Origin of the sequence: Paludibacterium sp. B53371 (assembly GCF_018802765.1) — a bacterium.
GTDB lineage: Bacteria > Pseudomonadota > Gammaproteobacteria > Burkholderiales > Chromobacteriaceae > Paludibacterium.
Genome location: NZ_CP069163.1, coordinates 221,858 through 242,659, shown reverse-complemented (window position 1 = coordinate 242,659; position 20,802 = coordinate 221,858). Strand labels below are relative to the sequence as shown.

Sequence of the window (20,802 nt, the reverse complement as noted above, 5' to 3'; positions counted from 1 at the left end):
CATCAGGAGTTTACCCATGAGAAGCAAGTTTGCACTCTCCGCGCTGGCTGCCAGCTTGGCCAGCGCATCGGTTTTTGCCGGTGCTTTTTCCCCCTATGTCGATATGACGCTGTGGCCGACCCCGCAGATCGATAAAATCGGTGTCACCCAGGGGATCCAGCAGTTCACCATGGCCTTTGTCGTCTCTCAGGGGACTTGTGCACCGTCCTGGGGCGGTGTTCTGCCGATCACCGCTAGTGCCGGCGCCAGCAGCGACAGCCAGATGAGCGCCATCAGCAATGGCATCCAGAACTTCCGCGCCAAGGGCGGCGAAGTGGCCCTGTCCTTCGGCGGCGCCAACGGCATCCCGCTGCAGCAGTCCTGCACCACCACCGCCGCACTGCAGTCGGCCTACCAGACCGTGCTGGACGCTTATGACCTGAGTCGCATCGACTTTGACATCGAAGGCGCGGCACAGAACGACGTCGCTGCCAACAAGCGCAACTTCGAAGCGGTTGCCGCCCTGCAAAACAATTTCAAGGCCAAGGGCAAGACCCTGCACGTCACCCTGACCCTGCCGACCATGCCCTACGGCCTGACCCAATCCGGCCAGGATGTCGTCAAGTCGGCACTGGACAACGGTGTGACGCTGGATGGCGTCAACATCATGGCCATGGACTATGGTCAGGCCACCTCGGACATGGGCGCCGCTGCCAAGCAAGCCGCCCAGGGCCTCTATGGCCAGCTGGACGCCGCCTACAAGGCGCACGGCCAGTCGCTCAGCAACGAACAACTGTGGCAATTGGTTGGCGTGACCCCGATGATCGGCCTGAATGACACCAAGCCGGAAACCTTCACCATCGACAACGCCAAAGATCTGCTCCAGATGGCCAGCAGCAATGGCATTGGTCTGCTGGGGATGTGGTCCTTGACCCGCGACAAGGCCTGCGCCGGCAATGGCAGCTATGTGGATGCCCAGTGCTCGGGCATCGTGCAAGACCCCTATGCCTTCAGCAGCATCTTCCAGGCCTACGCAGATCATTGGGGTACCGGTGTCACCCGTGACCCGAACTATGGCGGTGGCGATAACGGCGCCGGCGGCAACAGCGGTCCTGTCAACGGCCAACCCTGGTCGGCGACTCAGGTCTACACCGCCGGTGACACCGTGACCTATGCGGGCAGCACCTGGACCGCCAAGTGGTGGACGCAGGGCGATGTCCCGGGCCAGGCGGCCGTTTGGCAGCAAGGTGGCAACACCGACAACGGCGGCAACACCGCTGGTGGCAATACCGACAACGGCGGCAACACCGCTGGTGGCAACACCGACAACGGCGGCAACACCGCTGGTGGCAATACCGACAACGGCGGCAACACCGCTGGCGGCAACACCGACAACGGCGGCAACACCGCTGGCGGCAACACCGACAACGGCGGCAACACCGCTGGCGGCAACACCGACAACGGCGGTGGCGATGTTACCCCGGTCAATGGCGCACCGTGGTCCTCCAGCCAGATCTATACCAGCGGCAACACCGTCAGCTATGCCGGTGCCGACTGGAAGGCCCAATGGTGGACTCAGGGTGATATCCCGGGTCAGTCTTCGGTCTGGCTGCAGCAAGGTGGCGGTTTGCAACAATGGTCGGCCAGCGCCGCGTATAACGGGGGCAGCTGCGTGATGTACCAGGGCAAGGAATACTGTGCCAAGTGGTGGACCCAGGGCAATCTGCCCACCGCCGGCGATCCCTGGGCTGCCAAGTAATCCCCTGAATCTGCTGTAAAAAAAGGCGCTGCCGGACAACCGGCAGCGCCTTTCGTTTTGTGCAAGCGGGTCTCTCAGCCGAACAGCACGACGCCCCAGACCAGCGCCAGATTGATCAGACCCAGCAACTGGGCCGCACTGCCCATATCCTTGGCGCGCTTGGCCAAAGGGTGGCGCTCCAGCGAGGTGTGATCCACCGCCGCCTCAATCGCCGAATTCAGCAACTCGATGATCAGGGTGGCCAGCGAGCTGGCAATCAGCAAGGCACGGGCCAACGGTGTGGCATGAACGATAAAGGCCAGCGGCACCAGCACCAGCGCCAGCAACACTAGCTGGCGAAAGGCATCTTCATGCCGGAAGGCGGCACGCATGCCGTCAATCGAGTAGCCAAGGGCATTCACCAGCCGTACTACCCCCGTCTTGCCCTTGAAAGGACTTTCTCCTGACGGCACGCTGTCCTTCCTCTCCATACTGTCTCCGTTCACGGCGCGACCAGGGCGCGTTCGAGGGCATCGATATACAGACCGGCCACATTCAAACCGGTCTGGTCCATGATCTCGCGGAAGCATGTCGGACTGGTGACATTAATCTCGGTCAGATAGTCACCGATGACATCCAGCCCGGCCAGCAGAATCCCGCGCTTTTTCAACATGGGACCAACGGTTTCGGCGATCTCGCGGTCACGGGCGGACAGCTCGCGGGCTTCACCACGCCCCCCCGCGGCCAGGTTGCCGCGCGTTTCTCCCGCCTTGGGAATCCGCGCCAGGCAGTAATCCACCGGCTTGCCGTCAATCACCAGCACCCGCTTGTCGCCGTTGCGGATCTCCGGAATATAACGCTGGATCATCACTGTGCGGGCGCCACGCTGGGTGATGGTCTCCAGAATCACGTTCAGATTGGGGTCATCGGGACGAATGCGGAAAATGCTGTCTCCGCCCATGCCATCCAGCGGTTTGACAATGGCATCGAAGTGCTGATTGACGAAGGCATGCAGCCGGCCGATGCTGCTGGTCACCATGGTCGGGGCAATCAGATCGGGGAACTGCAGGATCGCCAGCTTTTCGTTGAAGTCACGCAGCGCCTGACCGCTGGTAAACACCTTGCAGCCCTGCTGCTCGGCCAGGGTAAACAGCTGCGAGGCGTAGAGATACTCCAGATCGAACGGCGGATCCTTGCGCATCACCACGGCATTGAACCCGGCCAGCGGCTGACGGTAACAGTCGCCGGCACGATACCAGGGATCCTGTTCGCCAGTCAGCGTCAGGCTGGTAGCGTCCACCATGATGCGCCCCCCCTCGAGCGCCATGTCCTGCACGCGGGCGAAGGCCAGGGCATGGCCGCGGCGGGCCGACTCCTGCATCATGGCAAAAGTGGTGTCCTTGTAGATCTTGAACGACTCCAGCGGATCGGCAATAAACAGGACTCTCATGGTTTTCCTCAATCGTTGTCCGGGTCGGTCGCTTCCAGTTCGCGCGAACCGGCCAGCAAGGCCAGCCGGGCGATCACCCCGTATGAATAGAAACGGTTCGGCGCACAATCCGGGCTGCCCTGGCGGTCCGGCAGGCAGGCAGTCTCGAACGACAGCGGGACGAAGTGCATCCCCGGCGCATTGAGGTTTTCATCGATGCCCCGGCCGGTATGCACCCGGTAGAAACCGCCGATCACAAAGCGATCCATCATGTAGACCACCGGCTCAGCCACGGCATCCTCCACCGTCTCGAAAGTATAGACACCCTCCTGCACGATCACCTCGGAGACCTCCAGCCCCTCCTTGACCACCGCCATCTTGTTGCGTGCCTTGCGATTGAGACCGATCACCTCGTCCGGCGACTTGACGCTCATCACGCCCATGCCGTACGTACCGGCATCCGCCTTGACGATCACAAAAGGCTCGTGCTCGATGCCGTTTTCCTGATACTTGCTGCGGATGCGTGCCAACAGATCGGACACACTGTCGGCCAGTTGCTGCTCACCCTGGCGCGACTGAAAGTCCAGCCCGCTGGCACTGGCAAACATCGGATTGATCAGCCACGGATCAATCGAAATTAATTCGGCAAACTCGGCCGCCACCTCGTCATAGGCGCGGAAGTGCTGACTCTTGCGCCGCACGGCCCAGCCGGCATGCAGGGGAGGCATCAGATTCTGTTCAATATTCTGCAGCAGTTCGGGGATGCCGCCGGACAGGTCATTGTTCAGCAGCACCATGCAAGGATTGAAGCCATCCGCCAGCACCAGACGATTGCCACGGCGCTGCACCGGTTCCAGGCGCACCGGCACGCCATTGGCAGCGATCAGTTCGGTCGGCTCGGTGATTTCCGGGTTCAGGGTGCCCAGCCGTACCTTGAGGCCGGCCAGTTCGAAGATGCGCACCAGAGCGGCCACATTCTGCAGATAATAGGTATTGCGCGTGTGATTCTCCGGAATCAGCAGTACGCTCTTGGCCTCGGGACAGACCTTGTCCACGGCACTCATGGCCGCCTGAACCGCCAGCGGCGTCATGTCGGTGTTCAGATTATTGAACCCGCCCGGGAACATGTTCATGTCTACCGGTGCCAGCTTGAAACCGCTATTGCGCAGATCGACCGAGCCGTAAAACGGGGTGGCATGGTTATGCCACTGACTGCGGAACCAGTGCTCGATCTGTGGCTGCGCCTCGAGGATGCGGCGTTCCAGCTCCAGCAAGGGACCGGTCTGCACATTGGAAAGGTGCGGTATGGGCATCACGCCCTCCTAGGAAGAATGAAGATGGCTCAGTGGTGGGGGTTGACACGAGGATATTCAACCCTGTGGACATGACAAACAATCACAAAACCGGCTCGCATGACACCATCAGCCACGTTATGATTGAACGCTTGTCCGGATTCCGTGTCATTTTAGCACCAAGCCCGTTCGCCCCGTGCACTGTCAGAACCTTTCGCCAGAGAACACCATGATGATCCGCCTGCTCCGACCGCTCCTTTGCCTCCTGCTCCTCCTGCCCGGCCTGAGCCACGCCACGGCACTCGACCAGACGATCTTCACCGACCTGAATGGCCGCCAGGTCAAATTGGCCGACTTGCGCGGCAAGCGGGTCATCGTCAATTTCTGGGGCACCTGGTGCAGCCCGTGCCGCAAGGAAATGCCCATGCTCAATGCCTTCAGCCAGAAATGGCAACCACGCAACGTCGTGGTGGTTGGCATTGCCCTGGACGAAAAAAAACCAGTCCAGCAGTTCGTTCAGCAGCAAAAAATTCGCTACCCCATCTGGATTGGCGACGAAAACAGCACGGATTTGCTCCCCGCACTGGGCAACCCGACGATAAATATCCCCTTTACCCTGCTGATCGACAAAAACGGCCAAATTTTGCAACGCTGGATTGGTGAGATCAACGAAGCCACCCTGCAAAAAGCATTAAAGTAACCAGGCAAACACACAACAAGAAGCAAAAAAAGCGCATTTCGATCAAAAAAACTGACCACACACATCATTTTCCGCTCAGAAAAGTCGGCCCGCCGGCAAATTTTTTGCCATTTGCGGGCTTTTTTTCGCCCCCAATGCTTAGTTCTACATAAAGATATTTCGAATTATTTGATTTGCATCATATAAAGATACAGGTGCCATCCTATACTGCGATTTCACTCTACGGACTCCTCGCGTAGGCCTTTTTCCAGCACTCATACGGGACTCCCCATGGCACAACTCGGCAAATCGCTGATGGATAAAATGCACGCCTACTGGCGCGCCGCCAACTATCTCTCCGTCGGCCAGATCTACCTTATGGACAACCCGCTGCTGCGCCAACCGCTGCAGCGCGAGCATATCAAGCCACGCCTGATGGGCCACTGGGGGACGACACCCGGCCTGAACTTCATCTACGTTCACCTCAACCGTGTCATCAACGCCCGCAAGCAACCGATGATCTATATCACCGGTCCTGGCCATGGTGGTCCGGGTCTGGTGGCCAACAGCTGGCTGGAAGGCTCCTACTCCGAGGTTTACCCGAACGTCTCGCAAGATCATGAAGGCCTGCGCAAACTGTGCAAGCAGTTCTCCTTCCCGGGCGGCATTCCCTCGCATGTGGCACCGGAAACCCCGGGCTCGATGCACGAAGGCGGTGAGCTGGGCTACTCGGTCTCGCACGCCTATGGCGCGGTCTTCGACAATCCGGAGCTGATCGCCGCCTGCGTCGTGGGGGATGGCGAAGCCGAAACCGGTCCGCTGGCCACCAGCTGGCACTCCAACAAATTCCTCAACCCGCTGCGTGATGGCGTGGTGCTGCCGATTCTGCATCTGAACGGCTACAAGATTGCCAACCCGACCGTCTTGGCCCGTCTGTCGACCGATGAACTGACCAAGCTGTTCGAAGGCTATGGTCACAAGCCTTACTTCGTCGATATCGGCAAGGATCCGGACGATTTCGCCGCCATCCACCGCAAGATGGCCGCGACACTCGACACCATCATGGACGAAATCGCCGATATCAAGGCGCGCGCCGCCCGTGAAGACAAGGCCGGCAAACCGCTGTCGCGTCCGAAATGGCCGATGATCATCCTCAAGACCCCCAAGGGCTGGACGGGACCGAAGGAAATCGACGGCAAGAAGGTGGAAGGCTACTGGCGCAGTCACCAGGTGCCGTTCTCCGACATGACCCCGGAGCACATCAACGCACTGGAAACCTGGCTCAAGAGCTATGGTCCGGATGAGCTGTTCACCGAATCCGGCGCCCTGCGTCCGGACCTGGCGGCCCTGGCGCCGCATGGCGAACTGCGCATGAGTGCCAACCCGCACGTACATGGTCTGGTTTCGCGCGATCTGAAAATGCCGGACTTCCGCGATTACGCCGTCCAGTTCGACAAGCCGGGCAACAAGGTGGCCGAAGCCACCCGCGTGATGGGCAAGTTCCTGCGCGATGTGATGCGCGGCAATATGGACTCGAAGAACTTCCGCATCTTCGGCCCGGATGAAACCGCCTCCAACCGCTGGGGCGATGTACTGGATGCCAGCGCCAAGGTCTGGCTGGCCGACTACAAGCCGGAAGACGAAACCAACGATCATCTGGCCACCGATGGCCGCGTGATGGAAATCCTGTCCGAGCACACCTGCCAGGGCTGGCTCGAAGGCTACCTGCTGACCGGCCGCCACGGCTTCTTCAGCTGCTACGAAGCCTTCATCCACGTCATCGACTCGATGTTCAACCAGCACGCCAAGTGGCTGAAGACCACCCTGGACATTCCATGGCGCCGTCCGCTGCCTTCGCTGAACTACCTGCTGACCAGCCACGTCTGGCGCCAGGACCATAACGGCTTCAGTCATCAGGACCCGGGTTTCCTCGACCATGTGGTCAACAAGCGCGCCGAAGTCATCCGCGTCTATCTGCCGGCCGATGCCAATATGCTGCTGGTGACGACTGACCACTGCCTGCGCTCGCGTCACTACGTCAACGTGGTGGTTGCCGGTAAACAGCCTGCACTGCAGTACCTGACCATCGACCAGGCCATCAAGCACTGCACCAAGGGGGTGGGGATCTGGGACTGGGCCTCGACCGATGCCGGTGCCGAACCGGATGTGGTGATTGCCTGCGCCGGCGACGTGCCGACCATGGAAGCCCTGGCCGCCACCGATCTGCTGCGCCAGCACTTCCCGGATCTCAAGGTACGCTTCGTCAACGTGGTCGACCTGATGACACTGCAGCCGAAGAGCGAGCACCCGCATGGCCTGGACGATCATGAGTACGAGTCGATCTTCACCAGCGACAAGCCGGTGGTGTTTGCCTTCCACGGCTACCCGTGGCTGATCCACCGCCTGACCTACCGTCGTCGCGGCCAGGAAAACATGCATGTCCGTGGTTACATCGAAGAAGGCACCACCACCACCCCGTTCGACATGGTGGTGATGAACCAGGTAGACCGCTTCACCCTGGCCATCGATGTCATCGACCGCGTGACCAAGCTCAGCCACACCGGTGCCCATGTCCGCCAGGCCTTTGCCGACAAATTGATCGAACACAAGTCGTACATCCATACCCATGGTGACGACATGCCGGAGATCAAGAACTGGACCTGGCCGTACTAATCGCAGTCTGTGCATGAAAAACGGCGACCACCTGGTCGCCGTTTCTTTTTGCAGATCGCGGAGAAGATCAGAGGGTCGCCGCCAGCTGAGTACCCTGCGCAATGGCGCGCTTGGCGTCCAGCTCGCTGGCCACATCGGCCCCGCCGATCAGGTGCACGGTCTTGCCCATGGCTTGCAGCGGAGCCTGCAGGGTACGCAGCGGCTCCTGGCCGGCACACACCACGACATTGTCCACCGGCAACAACTGGCTTTGTCCCTTGATGGTCACATGCAGCCCGTCGTCGTCGATCTTGTCATACTGCACGCCACCGAGCATCTCGACCTGCTTCATTTTCAGGCTGGCGCGATGGATCCATCCGGTGGTCTTGCCCAGACCTTCACCCGGCTTGGCCGGCTTGCGCTGCAACAGCCAGATCTGCCGCGGGCTGGGCTCGGGGTGCGGGCCGGAAGCGCGCAGACCGCCAGGTTCTGCCACATTCATGTCCACGCCCCACTCCTGCATGAAGGCCGCCACATCCAGCGAAGTCGGCGTCCCCTGATGCGCCAGATATTCCGCCGTATCGAAGCCGATCCCGCCGGCCCCGATGATCGCCACGCGCTGGCCGACCGGCTTCTTGTCGCGCAAGACATCCAGATAGCTCAGCACCTTGGGATGGTCAATGCCAGGAATCGGTGGCGTGCGCGGGGCAATGCCGGTCGCCAGCACGACTTCGTCAAAGTCGGCCAGTGCTTCGGCTGTCACGCGCTGATTCAACCGCAGGGTCACGCCGGTCACTTCAAGTCGGCGGGCGAAGTAGCGCAAGGTCTCATGGAACTCTTCCTTGCCCGGGATCTGTTTGGCGACATTAAATTGGCCGCCAATTTTATCGGCCGCATCAAACAAGGTGACCGCATGGCCGCGCTCGGCCGCCTCCGTGGCAAAGGCCAGACCGGCAGGCCCCGCCCCGACCACGGCCAGTTTTTTCTGCTGGCTGGCTGGCCGGGTCACCAGCTCGGTTTCGCGGCAGGCACGCGGGTTGACCAGACAGGAGGTCAGACGGCCCTGGAAGATGTGATCAAGACAGGCCTGATTACAACCAATGCAGGTGTTGATTTCATCACCGCGTCCGGCCGCGGCCTTGTTGACGAACTGCGGATCGGCGAGGAAGGGGCGCGCCATCGACACCATGTCGGCACATCCCTCGGCCAGCACCTGCTCGCCGACTTCCGGTGTATTGATACGGTTGGTGGTGATCAGCGGAATCTTCACCTGCCCCATCAGCTTTTTCGTCACCCAGGCAAACCCGGCACGCGGCACCATGGTGGCGATCGTCGGAATACGCGCCTCGTGCCAGCCAATACCGGTATTGATGAGGGTGGCACCGGCGGCTTCGACAGCCTTGGCCAGCTGCACCACCTCGTCCCAGGTACTGCCGTCATTGACCAGGTCCAGCATCGACAGGCGATAGATCACGATGAACGACGGGCCGACGGCTTCGCGCACGGCCTTGAGAATCTCCAGCGGGAAACGGATGCGGTTCTCGAAACTGCCCCCCCAGCCGTCGGTCCGCTTGTTGGTTGCCCGGGCGATGAACTGGTTGATCAGATAGCCCTCCGACCCCATGACCTCAACGCCGTCATAGCCGGCCTGCTGTGCCAGGCGGGCACACCGGGCAAAGTCGGCGATGGTCTGCCAGATGCCCTCTTCGCTCAGTTCCTTCGGCTTGTAGAAATTGATCGGGGCGATCAGCGGCGACGGCGCCACGCAGCCTTCCTGAAAACTGTAGCGCCCGCTGTGCAGGATCTGCAGACAGATCTTGCCACCGGCGGCGTGCACGGCATCGGTCACCACGCGGTGATGGGCCACGCCCTCTTCGTCCACCAGCTTGGCCGCACCTTCCCCCACACAGCCCTCGGCATTCGGTCCGACCCCGCCAGTGACGATCAGGCCGACGCCGCCCGCCGCCCGCTCGGCATAAAATGCCGCCATCTTTTCAAAGCCGTTGGGCGCCTCTTCCAGTCCGGTGTGCATCGAGCCCATCAGGACACGATTTTTCAGCGTGGTAAAGCCCAGGTCGAGCGGAGCAAGCAAATGCGGATAGGCAGTCATGTCGAGGCCTCGGTCAAGTCAGTGGGGAGGGTGCAGCACACCCGAATCTCGTTGCGGATCAACATACTGACTAGTAAGTAAGTTGTCAATGGCATAGCGAGAGACGTCACCCCCTCAGCGCCCTGCGCAGACATTAATCGGGCAGGTTCACCACAGGGGCTGGCTCCGGCAGCAAGGCGCCCTGCTGTTCCAGCCACACCACCAGATCGTGCATGACCGCTTCGCGGTTGATCTCGTTATGCATTTCATGACGGCCGCCGCGATACACCAGCAGTTCGACCCGGGACAAACCCGCCGCGCGATAGCGCGCTGCCAGTTGTCGCAAGCCAAAATAACCCAGGCTCACCGGATCCCGGCTGCCGGCCAGCAACAGGACCGGGCAGGTCCGGGGCAAAGACGGGGCATGCTTTTCGGCCGACTCCATCTGACGTACGCCACCGAACAGATCGACCCAAAGGCCTGCAGTCGGAATGCCGGCACACAACGGATCCGCCAGATAACGGTCCACCTCGTCAGCATCGCGCGACAACCAGTCGGCACGAGTGCGTTTGGGCCAGAACGTCAGATTGAAGCTGCCAAATACCAGTCTGGCCAGAAAAGGACTGGGCACCTTGTACCCCACGACCTTGCCCCAGCCAGAGGCAATGGCGCGCATGACCCGGGCCATCCCCCCCTGCCGGTAACCGGTCGCCGACAGCACCAGTGCCGCCAGGCCTTCGCCATGTTGCAGAAAATAACTGCGGGCAATGAAGGAGCCCATGCTGTGGCCAAACAGCACCAGCGGCAGACCGGGGTGCTGTTGCTGCAGATGGTGGCGCACCACGTTGAGCCGCTCGACCACACGCCACCAGCCGTCCTGATCGGCAAAATAGCCCGGTATTTCGGCCTGCGGACCATGTCCGGGATGATCCAGGGCATAGACCTCGTAACCGGCCAGATTCAGGGCGCGCGCCATGCGCTCATAGCGCTGGCCATGCTCGGAAAGACCATGGGAAATCAGCAGCACCCCGCGGGGGGCCGAGGCGGGGGACCAGCGATAGACCGCAATGTCGGGCCCCGGGGAAAAGGGCAGGTGCAAGGTATCCATGCGTCTCCAGGCGAGGGCTATAGCATGTTGTCAGCGTCAAAGCGCGGGTTGATCAGCGCGGTCACCACATGATCGCGCCAGGAGCCGTTCAGAAACAGGTATTGGCTGGCGTGCCCCTCAATCAGGAAACCGAGGCGCGCCAGGACGGCGGCACTGCGCTGATTGCTGGGCTGGTAGCTGGCCTGAAGACGATGCAGCTTGAGCTCGTCAAAAGCAAAGCGCACTACCGCCTGTAAAGCCTCGGACATCATCCCCTTGCCCTGGCAGGCATGGTCGATGCCATAACCGAGCATGGCATACTGGGCGATGCCGCGATGAATCTGCGAAATCGACACCGTGCCGAGGATCTGCTCGGGGTCCTGCTTGTCCTGCAGGAAAAACGCCGCCCCCAGCCCTTCTTGCCACTCGCGCATGCGCTGCTTGAGGCGGCTTTCCCAGAAGCCCAGCGTAAAAAAATGCTCGCTCGGGGTCGGATCCCAGGGACCAAGATGGGACCGGTTGCGCAGTTGATAGGCCAGCGTGGCGGCGGCCAGCGCCGGATCAGCCGGCTGCAGCCACAGCCGGGGCGTTTCTAGTCGGGGTTGCAACAACATGTTTTCATCCATGAAAAAAGGCGCCATGCCCTCGCATCGCGCCTCTGGATCCATCGGACCTGAGGATCACTCCGTCAGGCGAATCAGCGCTTCACGATACTTGTCGGCAGTTTTCTGACGTACCGCCAGCGGCACGGAAGGTGCGGGCGGACGCTTGTTCCAGCCACTGGCCTCCAGCCAGTCACGCACAAACTGCTTGTCGAAGCTGGGTGGGTTGCTTCCGGGTTGATACTGATCGGCCGGCCAGAAACGACTCGAGTCCGGCGTCAGCACCTCATCCATCAGGGTCAGCGTGCCCTCCTGATCGATGCCGAATTCAAATTTGGTATCACAAATAATAATCCCACGACTTAATGCATATTGACTAGCATTCTGATACAGCTCGATGGCCTTGGCACGCACAGCGGCTGCCAGATCCGCACCAATCAGCTCGCTGCAACGCTCGAAACTGATGCTCTCATCATGGTCCCCCACCGCCGCCTTGGTCGACGGCGTGAAGATCGGTGTACTCAGCACCTGGGCCTCGACCATGCCCTCAGGCAGACGAATGCCGCTGACCATGCCGGTCGCCTGATAGTCCTTCCAGCCGGAACCGGCCAGATAGCCCCGCACGATGGCCTCGATCGGCACCGGCTTGAGACGCTTCACCACCACGGCACGACCGGCCACCTGCGGCAGATCTGCCGCGCTGACCACGTCTTCGACACGATCCCCGGTCAGGTGGTTGGGAATCACCGCCTTGAGCTTGTCGAACCAGAAATTGGAAATCGCGGTCAGGATCTGGCCCTTGGCCGGAATCGGCTCGTCGAGAATCACGTCAAACGCCGACAACCGGTCGGTGGCCACCATCAGCATGCGCTGATCGTCAATGGCATAGAGATCGCGAACCTTGCCGGAATAGATTTTCTGCAGGCTGCTCAGATGGGTGGTGCTAATGCCGCTCATGTCTACAAATCCTTGCTGGAAAATTCGAAAGGGCTACAAGGTCTCGAACAATGCCCGAGCCTGGGCCAGCGCGGCTTCGTTGTCGCCGGCCAGCACGTTGAAATGGCCCATTTTTCGTCCCGGACGAGCCTCGGTCTTGCCGTAAAGATGCAGATGGGCATTGGGCGCCTCCATCAGCACATCCCAGTGTGGCTCGCCCTGCGGCGGCCAAAGATCGCCCAACAGGTTGACCATGGCGACCGGGGACAGCAGATCGGTATTGCCCGGCAGCAGGCCGCACAGCGTGCGCACTTGCTGCTGGAACTGGTCGGTCAGGCAGGCATCGAGGCTGAAGTGACCGGAGTTGTGCGGCCGCGGCGCGATCTCATTGATGATCAGCGTATCGTCGTCCAGCACGAAAAACTCGACGGCCAGCACCCCGACATAATCCAGTGCATTGGCCAGCTGGCAGGCCATGGCACGCGCCCGCTCCGCCATGGCCGCCTCAATGCGCGCCGGCACCAGACTGATATCCAGAATGCCATCGCGGTGACTGTTTTCGGCAACCGGAAAGACTTCGATCTGTGCGGCACTGCTGCGCGCCACAATCACCGAGACCTCCATCTTCAGGTGCTGGCGCTTTTCCAGCACGCAAACCTGAGCGCCGAGGGCAGCAAAGGCGGCTCGCGCCTCTTCAGCCGTCTCGACCCGCTGCTGCCCCTTGCCGTCATAGCCGAGGCGCGCCGTCTTGAGGATGCCCGGCAGGTAATCGGCCAGTTCCCCTTGCAGATCGGCAGCAGCCTGCACCGCCAGCCAGGGCGTGGTCGGCAACCCGGCACGATTGATCCAGCCCTTCTCGGCAATCCGGTCCTGGGCGATCGCCACGCACTCGGCGGAGGGGGCCACACGGGTCAGCGTCGCCAGCAGCCGCATGGCATCGGCACTGACATTCTCGAACTCGGTGGTAATCGCCGCACAGCGCTGCCCCATCTGGCGCAGCGCCTGTTCATCGTCGAAGGCAGCACACAGATGCACGTCGGCAAAGGCGGCGGCCGGTGCCCTGGCATCCGGATCCAGCACCATCACGTGATAGCCCATGCGGCGTGCTGCCACGGCAAACATGCGCCCGAGCTGACCACCGCCCAGGATGCCCAGCATGGCCGGGGGAAGGATGGCGGCCATACTCACTCCACCTCCGGCAGGCTCATGGCCAGTACCGTCTGTTCTTGCTGCAGGCGGAAAGCCGCCAGCTTGTCCCCCAGGCGCTTGTCGGTGCCGGCCAGCATGGCAATGGCGAACAGGGCCGCATTGGCCGCACCGGCCTCGCCGATGGCAAACGTCGCGACCGGAATGCCTTTGGGCATTTGCACGATCGACAGCAGGGAATCTTCACCACGCAGGTATTTGGAGGGGACCGGTACACCGAGAACCGGCACCGTGGTCTTGGCAGCCAGCATGCCGGGCAGGTGGGCCGCACCACCGGCACCGGCGATGATGGCCTTCAGGCCGCGCCCGGCCGCCTGCTCGGCGTAGTCGAACAACAGGTCCGGCGTACGATGCGCCGAAACAACTCGCGTTTCGAATGCCACCCCGAAATCCCGCAACATGCGCGCTGCATGCTGCATGATTTCCCAGTCACTGTTACTGCCCATCACGATACCGACTTGAATCATGTCTTTCGCTGCTCGATGCGTTGAAAAACAGGATTTTACCTGATGGGGCCGTCAGGCCGGGGAGTGTCTTTATGTGGAAGGAATAAACACGGCGGGTAAAGACTGGCCGGCCAGTCCTTCCGGTCGCCTGGGAAAATGAAGAAGCCCGCAATGTACTGCGGGCTTCCCGGACAAAGCGGACCTTAAAGACTCTTGAGCATGGTCTTGGCCTTGGTGGCCGCCGCACTCTTCGGATAGAGCTTGATCAGTCGCTTGAGGGTGACCTTGGCTTCATCGTTCTGCGACAGCTCGATCTGGCAGCTGGCGATGTTACGCATGGCATCCGGGGCCTTCGGATGATTGGGGTTCTGCGTGACGAACTGACGATGGATGGCGATGGCAGCATCATATTGCTTGAGCGCCGTATGGGCGACACCAATCCAGAACAGCGCCTCGACTGCCTGCGGCGAATCCGGATTCTGCTTGATGTACTGGTCCAGGGCCGGAATGGCGTCGGTAAAATTGCGCTGGCGCAGCAGATTCAGGGCGCGGTCATAGTCCGGCACTGCCTGGGCGCTGGCACCAGCCGGGGGCACCGAAGCCGCAGGGGCACTGCTCGCAGCGGCGGAAGCCGGCGTTTCCAGCTTCGTCAGGCGACCATCCAGGTCGGTATACAGATCATTCTGCCGCTTCTGGGTGCTCTGCAGGTTGTAGTTCAGCACTTCTACCTGGCCACTGAGCTTGGCGACCTGAGCCCGCAAGTCATCCAGCTGGCTGACCATGTCCAGCAGCTTGTCGTTGGAAAGCTTGGTTTCAATCTGGGAGAGGCGGGCACTGGCCTGCTGGTTGACCTGAGAGATCTGTTGGCGCGTCGCCTCCAGATCGGAGTTGGTCGCGCAACCGGAAACCAGGCTCAGCAAGACACAGCCAATGGCAAGGCGTTTCATCAGGGGCTCCACAAAAGGAAACAGCCGGTCATCTTAACGATCACCGGCCGTAATGTCATGGACAACGCAGGATCACGGCTTACTGGCCGTCATACACGATATCGTCACGACGGTTCTGGGCGTAATCGGCATCGCTGTTGCCTTCAGCCTTCGGCTTTTCCTTGCCGAAGCTCACCGCTTCCAGTTGCTTGTCCGGCACACCCAGCACTTCCATGGCTTTCTTCACGCTCTCGGCTCGGCGCTGACCCAGGGCCAGGTTGTACTCGCGGCTGCCACGGGCGTCGGTATTGCCCTGAATGGTGATCTTGTGTGCCGCATTACCCTTCAGATAATCGGCATGGGCGCTGATCAGCGGCTTGTACTCATCCTTGACCAGCGAGGAGTCGAAGTCGAAGTACACGCTGCGTTGTGCCAGCGGGCTGTTCGGATCATTCAGCGGATCCACCGGGGTCTGGGCCGACTTGGTCGAGGCGGAATCGACCGGTGCAGCCGGTTGGCTGGCCGAGGCGGCCGAAGTGTTGGTTTCCGGCGGCTTGGTGCTCGAGCAGGCAGCAAGCAGAGAGACGGCAGCGGTACCAACAAGCAAGTGTTTCCAGTTCATAACCTACTCCTTCACGCGGATCAAACTGATCAATGGTTTGTAAACGGCCCCCAGGCCGGGTCCTGAACTTCACCATGCAGTACGGCCAGCCGTGCCTTGTTGGCGCCATCCAGCGTGGCGGCATAAAGCACGCTTTGACCACCCTGCACACTGGCATACAGCACCATCTGGCCATTGGGCGCAAAACTGGGTCGTTCATTGTAGGGATCACTCGACAACACTCGGGTGTCCCCACTGGTCATATCCTGCATCATCACGCGGAATGCACCCGCCTGTCGCTGGATATAGGCCAGGGTCTTGCCATCTGGCGACAGTCGCGGTGACACGTTGTAACTGCCTTGCCAGGTCAATCGGGTCGCTGCGCCACCGGCAGCGGCCATCGAATAAATCTGCGGGCCACCGGCGCGGTCCGACACGAACAGGATCTGCGAACCATCGGCCGACCACGAGGGTTCGGTGTCGATGGCATCGCTGAAGGTCAGCCGCCGCGGCGTGCCGCCATCCGGGCCGACCAGATACAGCTCCGAGTTGCCGGTCGTGGTCAGTACCACGGCCAGCTTGCTGCCATCCGGCGACCAGGCCGGTGCCGAATTGCTGCCTTTGAAATTGGCGGCAGCATGTCGCTTGCCGGTCGCCAGGTCCTGTACCCAGACCACCGGCTTGCGGGTCTCGAACGACACATAGGCCAGATAACGCCCATCCGGCGACCAGGCCGGTGACATGATCGGCTCTTTCGAGCGCAGGATCGTCTGGGCCCGGGCGCCGTCCATGTCCGCCACCTGCAACTGGTAGCTGGCATTGCCCTGCTTGAGCACATACACGATGCGCGTGCCGAAAATCCCCTGCTGACCGGTAATGGCCTGATAGATCATGTCGGCGATCTTGTGCGCCACCTGCCGCCCCTGATCCGGCGTCACGGTAAACTGCCCGGCCGTCAGTTGCTTTTTCTGCGCAACATCCATCAGGGCAAACGACACGGTCACCTGACCATTGCCGGCATCGACCACCGAACCAACGGCCACCGATTGTGCCCCGGCCGCCTGCCACAGCGGATAGTGAATCCCCGCCGGCGCACTCGGCAGATCATTCACCGTTCCCGCATCCAGCACGCGAAACAGACCGGAAATATTCAGATCGTTGCGTACCACCAGCGTCAGCGGATCTCGCAGCCGTGTGCTCTCATCCTTGAACGGCACGATGGCGATGGCATGACGCGTCGCGCCGCCGCCAACAATTTCAATTGTCATATCTGCTTTCGCTACACCACTCGCGAAAGCTAAGACAATCAACAGTACTCTGAACAGATACTTTGAACTAATCATTAGTTCCCTCAAATATCAATTTATTTAACTGATATACAAATAAATTAGCAAATCATGATCAACTTGGCCTGAACTCCAGCTTCAGCTGGCGCACATCACCAAAGCGGGTCCCTGCAGGCAAGGAGGGGAATGTCCCGGCCTCACGAATGGCACGTTGTACCGCTTCGTCATAGGCATGATTGCCGCTCGACTGAAGCAGGGTCACGCTGCGCACTTCCAGTGTCGGCAGCAAGACCACCTGAACCACCGCTTTGGGATTGCCCTGCAGACCGGGCGGGAGCTGCACCAGCGGCAGAATCTTGGCGCGCACCTTGGCGGCGTAATTGTCACGCGCCTGGGCGGAGCCGTTCGGCACACCACCGGCAACCCCATTGGCCGCACCGGCCTGAGTCACCTTCGAATTGGGCGCATGGGTGCTGCTGCCCAGCTCCGACAACAGATCATTGCTGTCATCGATCGGATGCTTGCTGGCCGGCTTGGCCTTGCTGACAGGCGGCGGCACAGGCTTGGCTTTGGGTTCGGGCTTGGGCGCCGGCGGCGCGGCCGGCTTGGGCGGCTGTCGCACGGAGGGATGCGACGCCTCCTGTTTTTTGGGCTCGGGCTTATGCGCCAGTTGCACATCGGCCTTCGGGGCTTCTGCCGGCGTCACGGTCTGAGGCTGGGGGGGCGGTACGACAGGCTGGGCCACCGGCTGCGGCGCGGCTACCGTTGCCACGGGCGCGGCTGACCAGAGTTCCACCGACACCGGTGCCGGCTCGGTCATGACGGTTTGGCGTGCCGCCAGCACCAGCACAGCGATCAGCGCAGCATGCAACAGCAGCGAGAACAGGGCGGGTCGGCTCAGGCCGCGCGGCGAGGTCATTGGCTTTGCTTCACCGTCAGGGCCACCCGCTTGATGCCGGCCTTGTGCAGCGCATCCGCCACCTTGAGCACATCTTCATATTTCATGTCGCGCGCCGCAGAAATGGCAAAGGGCTGATCATTCTGCGCCATCGTACTGGCGGCAGCGGTCAAGGCATCGACACTGGTGAAGGTTTGCGTCTTGTCGGCCCCCTTCAGCGTAATGTTGCCGCTGCTGTCGAGTTCAACCTCAACGGGCTGAACATCCGGCGTACGCGCCTGGGAAACACTGGGAACATCGATGACACCCGGCGTGAACATGGGCGTGGTAATCATGAAAATCACCAGCAATACCAGCATGACGTCGATATAGGGCACCACATTCATCTGATTGATCTGGCGGCGGGGGCGGCGATTCAGCATAGTCGGATCGGGTTAGGTATCAGCCCACATCATAGCACCGGCCAACCCTGGCCGTGTGCAGTGCACTGCAAAGAGGATGTCAGACATGCCTCCCCGGTGTTAGTTCACAATTTCATAGCCAATGTCATGCCATCACCCATTGGCAGCACACTCAGATGGATACGTTCATCGCGCGCCAGCGCGGCATTGAAGTCATGCATGATCTGTACGCCGGGCGGATCTTCCTCGCGCGGAGACACCACGCGGCCACCGAGGAAAATATTGTCGAGCAGAATGACGCCGCCCGGCCGGACCAATTGCAGGCAGGCCTCAAAATAATCGGGCGTACCCGGCTTGTCGGCATCGATGAAAGCCATGTCAAAGGCATTGTGCTGTCCCTGTTGCAGCAGGGATTGCAGGGTTCGGATGGCCGGCTGCAAGGTCAGGTGGATGCGATCGGCCACGCCGGCTTTCTGCCAGTACTCGCGCGCGATCCGGGTGAACTCTTCGCTGACATCGCAGGCCACGATCTCGCCGTCCGCTGGCAGGGACAGGGCCACCGACAGGGCGCTGTACCCGGTAAAGACACCGATTTCAAGGTAGCGCCGTGCACCGATCAGCCGCGCCAGCCAGCCCATGAACTGTCCCTGTTCGGGGGCGATCTGCATTTTGGCCAGGCGATGGCCGGCAGTAAACTCGCGCAGTTCGCGCATGACAGGATGTTCGGTCACGCCGATGGCGTGCAGGTAACCGGTCAGGCCGCCATCGAGCGGAATGGATTGTCTGGTCATGATTTCGGGTCACAGGAAAGCAAACAACGCCCGGCAGGGCGTTGTCAGGGGCGAATCAGGCATTTTCCGCCGGCATCAATCCGGCTGGTAAACATAGGGTTTTTGCGGCACGCGCGATTCGCGCCAGCGACGCTGGTCATCCAGGTCAGGCTGACGATCCCACCAGGTCAGGCGCAGCTCCTGGCGCTGGGTGTCAATCTGCGGATTCTTTTGCAGAAAATCCTGCATGAATTTGGTGAAATCAGACTGGTACATGCCGACTCCTGAAACGGATACTTGACCCGATTGTACTGTAAATCGATCCCGTTCGCATCTGGCATAGCGCCTCAGACGACCAGAACCGGCTCGTTCTTTTCACCATACATCTTGCGATCAGCAACGGACAGCAGCTCCTCGATCAGGACACCATCCTCCGGATAGTAGGCGACCCCGATACTGACCCCGAGCTGGATGTGATGACCGTCCATATCGTAACTGCGCTCGATGGCACGTTTCAGGCGCTCGACCACCTGGGTGACCTCCTGCTTGGACTCGACCTCTTCGATCAGTACCGCAAACTCATCACCACCAAGCCGGGCCACCGTGTCCTCGGTACGCAGCTCGGCTTTCAGGCGCGCGGCAATCACCTGCAGCACGCGGTCACCGGTAGCATGGCCATAGGTGTCATTGACCGGCTTGAAGCGGTCCATGTCGAGAAACAGCACGGCCAGGCTCTTGCCCTTGCGATTCAGGCGAGAAATGGCATGCTGCAGACGATCGTAAAACAGGTTGCGATTAGCCAGATTGGTCAGGCGATCATGGTTGGCCATGTAGAACAGCCGCATTTCACGCTCCTGGCTCCCCGCCATGAACCGCGCGTAGCTGGCCAGACCCGTCAGGATCACCGCCAGCAGGCCCAGCGAAATCAGGCCGGCTACCAGACAATCCAGCGGATTCACCTCGGCAAAGCCCAGCTGCCAGGTCAATTGAATCGTCAGCGGCTGATCCACACCGCCCAGGCGGTGCAACGAATAGAGCTGCGGAAACAGCAAGACCTCGATATTGCGCCGTGCGGCCGTCTGCTGACTCAGCAACAGGCGAGCACTTTGCTCCCCCTGCCACATGCGCAACTGCCCCCCTGCTGGCAGGCCGCGCAAATCCGGCAACAAGCGCGCGGCAGACACCTGCAGTCCGACAAAGTGCTGCAAGGACGCATCGACCGAGCGCAGCAGCAGATAGCCCGGTTCTTTGCCACCTTGCATGCGCAATTGCATCACCGGTGCGCCGCCACGCAGCACCACGGCTTGCTGCAAAGTCTGCAACTGGGTCAGATCCGCGGCGGAAAAGGCGCCATTGGCGGCCTGCTCCAGCTGAACACGATGCACCGGCGCATTCAGATCCTGAAAATAGAACAAGCGTTTGATCTGTGGATTATGTGGCAGGACACTGGCCTCGAAGGCCCGGCCCGCCGAATCGGATCGATCGATCGATCGCAAGGCCGCATAGCTGTAGAGCACTACTTCGTTCGCTTTCAAGGTCTGGCCGAGCTGTTCAGCCAGATGCTGCTCGAAAGCGTGAAAATCCTGTTCGGCCCGAAATACCGAACGGCTGACAAAAGACAGCCCGATCAACGCGCTCATTACCAGCCACAGCAATGTGCAAGTCAGATAGACCAGTCTCATTCGCATGGCTTTGCCATATTTCTTGTGGAATAACAGAATATTGTAATTGAAACTGATTAGATTATCAGCCTATTTAGACGGCGAAAACCGGCCAAAACAACAG

At 60.7% G+C, this 20,802-nt stretch carries 20 protein-coding genes; 3 read left to right on the top strand and 17 right to left on the bottom strand.

Annotation, left to right across the window (positions count from 1 at the left end; translation table 11 throughout):
* Window positions 1-16: 16 nt before the first annotated feature.
* Window positions 17-1,738, top strand: coding sequence for a carbohydrate-binding protein (locus JNO51_RS01085; protein ID WP_215780342.1), 1,722 nt, complete (start codon window positions 17-19; stop codon window positions 1,736-1,738).
* A gap of 74 nt (window positions 1,739-1,812) precedes the next feature.
* On the opposite strand, the gene JNO51_RS01080 is transcribed toward JNO51_RS01085, so the two are convergent.
* The 3 genes from JNO51_RS01080 to gshA are packed head-to-tail and all read right to left on the bottom strand — an operon-like array spanning window position 1,813 to window position 4,459.
* A complete protein-coding gene (locus JNO51_RS01080) occupies window positions 1,813-2,208 on the bottom strand; it encodes a diacylglycerol kinase (protein WP_215780339.1) in 396 nt (131 codons plus the stop codon).
* Window positions 2,209-2,219: 11 nt separating this feature from the next.
* Window positions 2,220-3,167: a glutathione synthase gene (gene gshB / locus JNO51_RS01075; RefSeq protein ID WP_215780337.1), complete on the bottom strand. Its 948-nt coding sequence runs from the start codon at window positions 3,165-3,167 to the stop codon at window positions 2,220-2,222.
* An 8-nt stretch (window positions 3,168-3,175) separates the two neighbouring features.
* A complete protein-coding gene (gene gshA / locus JNO51_RS01070; RefSeq protein ID WP_215780335.1) occupies window positions 3,176-4,459 on the bottom strand; it encodes a glutamate--cysteine ligase in 1,284 nt (427 codons plus the stop codon).
* A gap of 208 nt (window positions 4,460-4,667) precedes the next feature.
* Here gshA and JNO51_RS01065 point away from each other — a divergent pair, with 208 nt between their 5' ends.
* Both JNO51_RS01065 and JNO51_RS01060 read left to right on the top strand, forming a co-directional pair.
* Window positions 4,668-5,138 (top strand): TlpA disulfide reductase family protein, encoded by a 471-nt coding sequence (locus JNO51_RS01065; RefSeq protein WP_215780333.1) that lies wholly within the window; start codon window positions 4,668-4,670, stop codon window positions 5,136-5,138.
* Window positions 5,139-5,408: 270 nt separating this feature from the next.
* The gene (locus JNO51_RS01060; protein WP_215780331.1) at window positions 5,409-7,790 is read left to right on the top strand and encodes a phosphoketolase; all 2,382 of its coding nucleotides are present in this window, start codon (window positions 5,409-5,411) and stop codon (window positions 7,788-7,790) included.
* Window positions 7,791-7,857: 67 nt separating this feature from the next.
* Here JNO51_RS01060 and JNO51_RS01055 read toward each other — a convergent pair whose 3' ends face one another.
* The 14 genes from JNO51_RS01055 to JNO51_RS00990 all read right to left on the bottom strand — a co-directional run bounded on the left by JNO51_RS01055 (window position 7,858) and on the right by JNO51_RS00990 (window position 20,705).
* Entirely contained in the window at window positions 7,858-9,879 is a 2,022-nt protein-coding gene (locus JNO51_RS01055) for an NADPH-dependent 2,4-dienoyl-CoA reductase (RefSeq protein WP_215780328.1), read from the bottom strand.
* 133 nt (window positions 9,880-10,012) lie between these two features.
* On the bottom strand, window positions 10,013-10,966 hold the full coding sequence (locus JNO51_RS01050) for an alpha/beta hydrolase (RefSeq protein WP_215780326.1): 954 nt from the start codon (window positions 10,964-10,966) through the stop codon (window positions 10,013-10,015).
* Window positions 10,967-10,983: 17 nt separating this feature from the next.
* Window positions 10,984-11,559: a GNAT family N-acetyltransferase gene (locus JNO51_RS01045; RefSeq protein ID WP_215780323.1), complete on the bottom strand. Its 576-nt coding sequence runs from the start codon at window positions 11,557-11,559 to the stop codon at window positions 10,984-10,986.
* A gap of 66 nt (window positions 11,560-11,625) precedes the next feature.
* Entirely contained in the window at window positions 11,626-12,504 is an 879-nt protein-coding gene (locus tag JNO51_RS01040) for a phosphoribosylaminoimidazolesuccinocarboxamide synthase (RefSeq protein WP_215780321.1), read from the bottom strand.
* Between the two features lie 33 nt (window positions 12,505-12,537).
* Window positions 12,538-13,671, bottom strand: a complete 1,134-nt coding sequence (locus tag JNO51_RS01035; RefSeq protein WP_215780319.1) for a 5-(carboxyamino)imidazole ribonucleotide synthase — start codon at window positions 13,669-13,671, stop codon at window positions 12,538-12,540.
* Window positions 13,668-14,156, bottom strand: coding sequence for a 5-(carboxyamino)imidazole ribonucleotide mutase (purE, locus tag JNO51_RS01030; protein WP_215780317.1), 489 nt, complete (start codon window positions 14,154-14,156; stop codon window positions 13,668-13,670). The genes JNO51_RS01035 and purE overlap by 4 nt, the downstream gene beginning before the upstream one ends.
* A gap of 182 nt (window positions 14,157-14,338) precedes the next feature.
* Window positions 14,339-15,082 (bottom strand): tol-pal system protein YbgF, encoded by a 744-nt coding sequence (gene ybgF / locus JNO51_RS01025; protein WP_215780315.1) that lies wholly within the window; start codon window positions 15,080-15,082, stop codon window positions 14,339-14,341.
* 79 nt (window positions 15,083-15,161) lie between these two features.
* Entirely contained in the window at window positions 15,162-15,683 is a 522-nt protein-coding gene (gene pal, locus JNO51_RS01020; protein ID WP_215780313.1) for a peptidoglycan-associated lipoprotein Pal, read from the bottom strand.
* A 29-nt stretch (window positions 15,684-15,712) separates the two neighbouring features.
* Window positions 15,713-16,930: a Tol-Pal system beta propeller repeat protein TolB gene (gene tolB, locus JNO51_RS01015; RefSeq protein WP_252346145.1), complete on the bottom strand. Its 1,218-nt coding sequence runs from the start codon at window positions 16,928-16,930 to the stop codon at window positions 15,713-15,715.
* A 133-nt stretch (window positions 16,931-17,063) separates the two neighbouring features.
* Window positions 17,064-17,867 carry an energy transducer TonB gene (locus tag JNO51_RS01010; RefSeq protein WP_215780308.1) on the bottom strand — a complete coding sequence of 268 codons (804 nt, stop codon included), beginning with the start codon at window positions 17,865-17,867 and terminating at the stop codon, window positions 17,064-17,066.
* Window positions 17,864-18,268 carry a biopolymer transporter ExbD gene (locus JNO51_RS01005; protein ID WP_215780305.1) on the bottom strand — a complete coding sequence of 135 codons (405 nt, stop codon included), beginning with the start codon at window positions 18,266-18,268 and terminating at the stop codon, window positions 17,864-17,866. Before JNO51_RS01005 ends, JNO51_RS01010 begins: the two co-directional genes overlap by 4 nt.
* A gap of 104 nt (window positions 18,269-18,372) precedes the next feature.
* Complete coding sequence (locus JNO51_RS01000) at window positions 18,373-19,038, bottom strand: class I SAM-dependent methyltransferase (RefSeq protein WP_215780303.1); 666 nt, start codon at window positions 19,036-19,038, stop codon at window positions 18,373-18,375.
* A gap of 75 nt (window positions 19,039-19,113) precedes the next feature.
* Complete coding sequence (locus JNO51_RS00995; protein ID WP_215780302.1) at window positions 19,114-19,293, bottom strand: DUF3460 family protein; 180 nt, start codon at window positions 19,291-19,293, stop codon at window positions 19,114-19,116.
* Window positions 19,294-19,364: 71 nt separating this feature from the next.
* Window positions 19,365-20,705 carry a GGDEF domain-containing protein gene (locus JNO51_RS00990; protein WP_215780301.1) on the bottom strand — a complete coding sequence of 447 codons (1,341 nt, stop codon included), beginning with the start codon at window positions 20,703-20,705 and terminating at the stop codon, window positions 19,365-19,367.
* Window positions 20,706-20,802 lie beyond the last annotated feature (97 nt).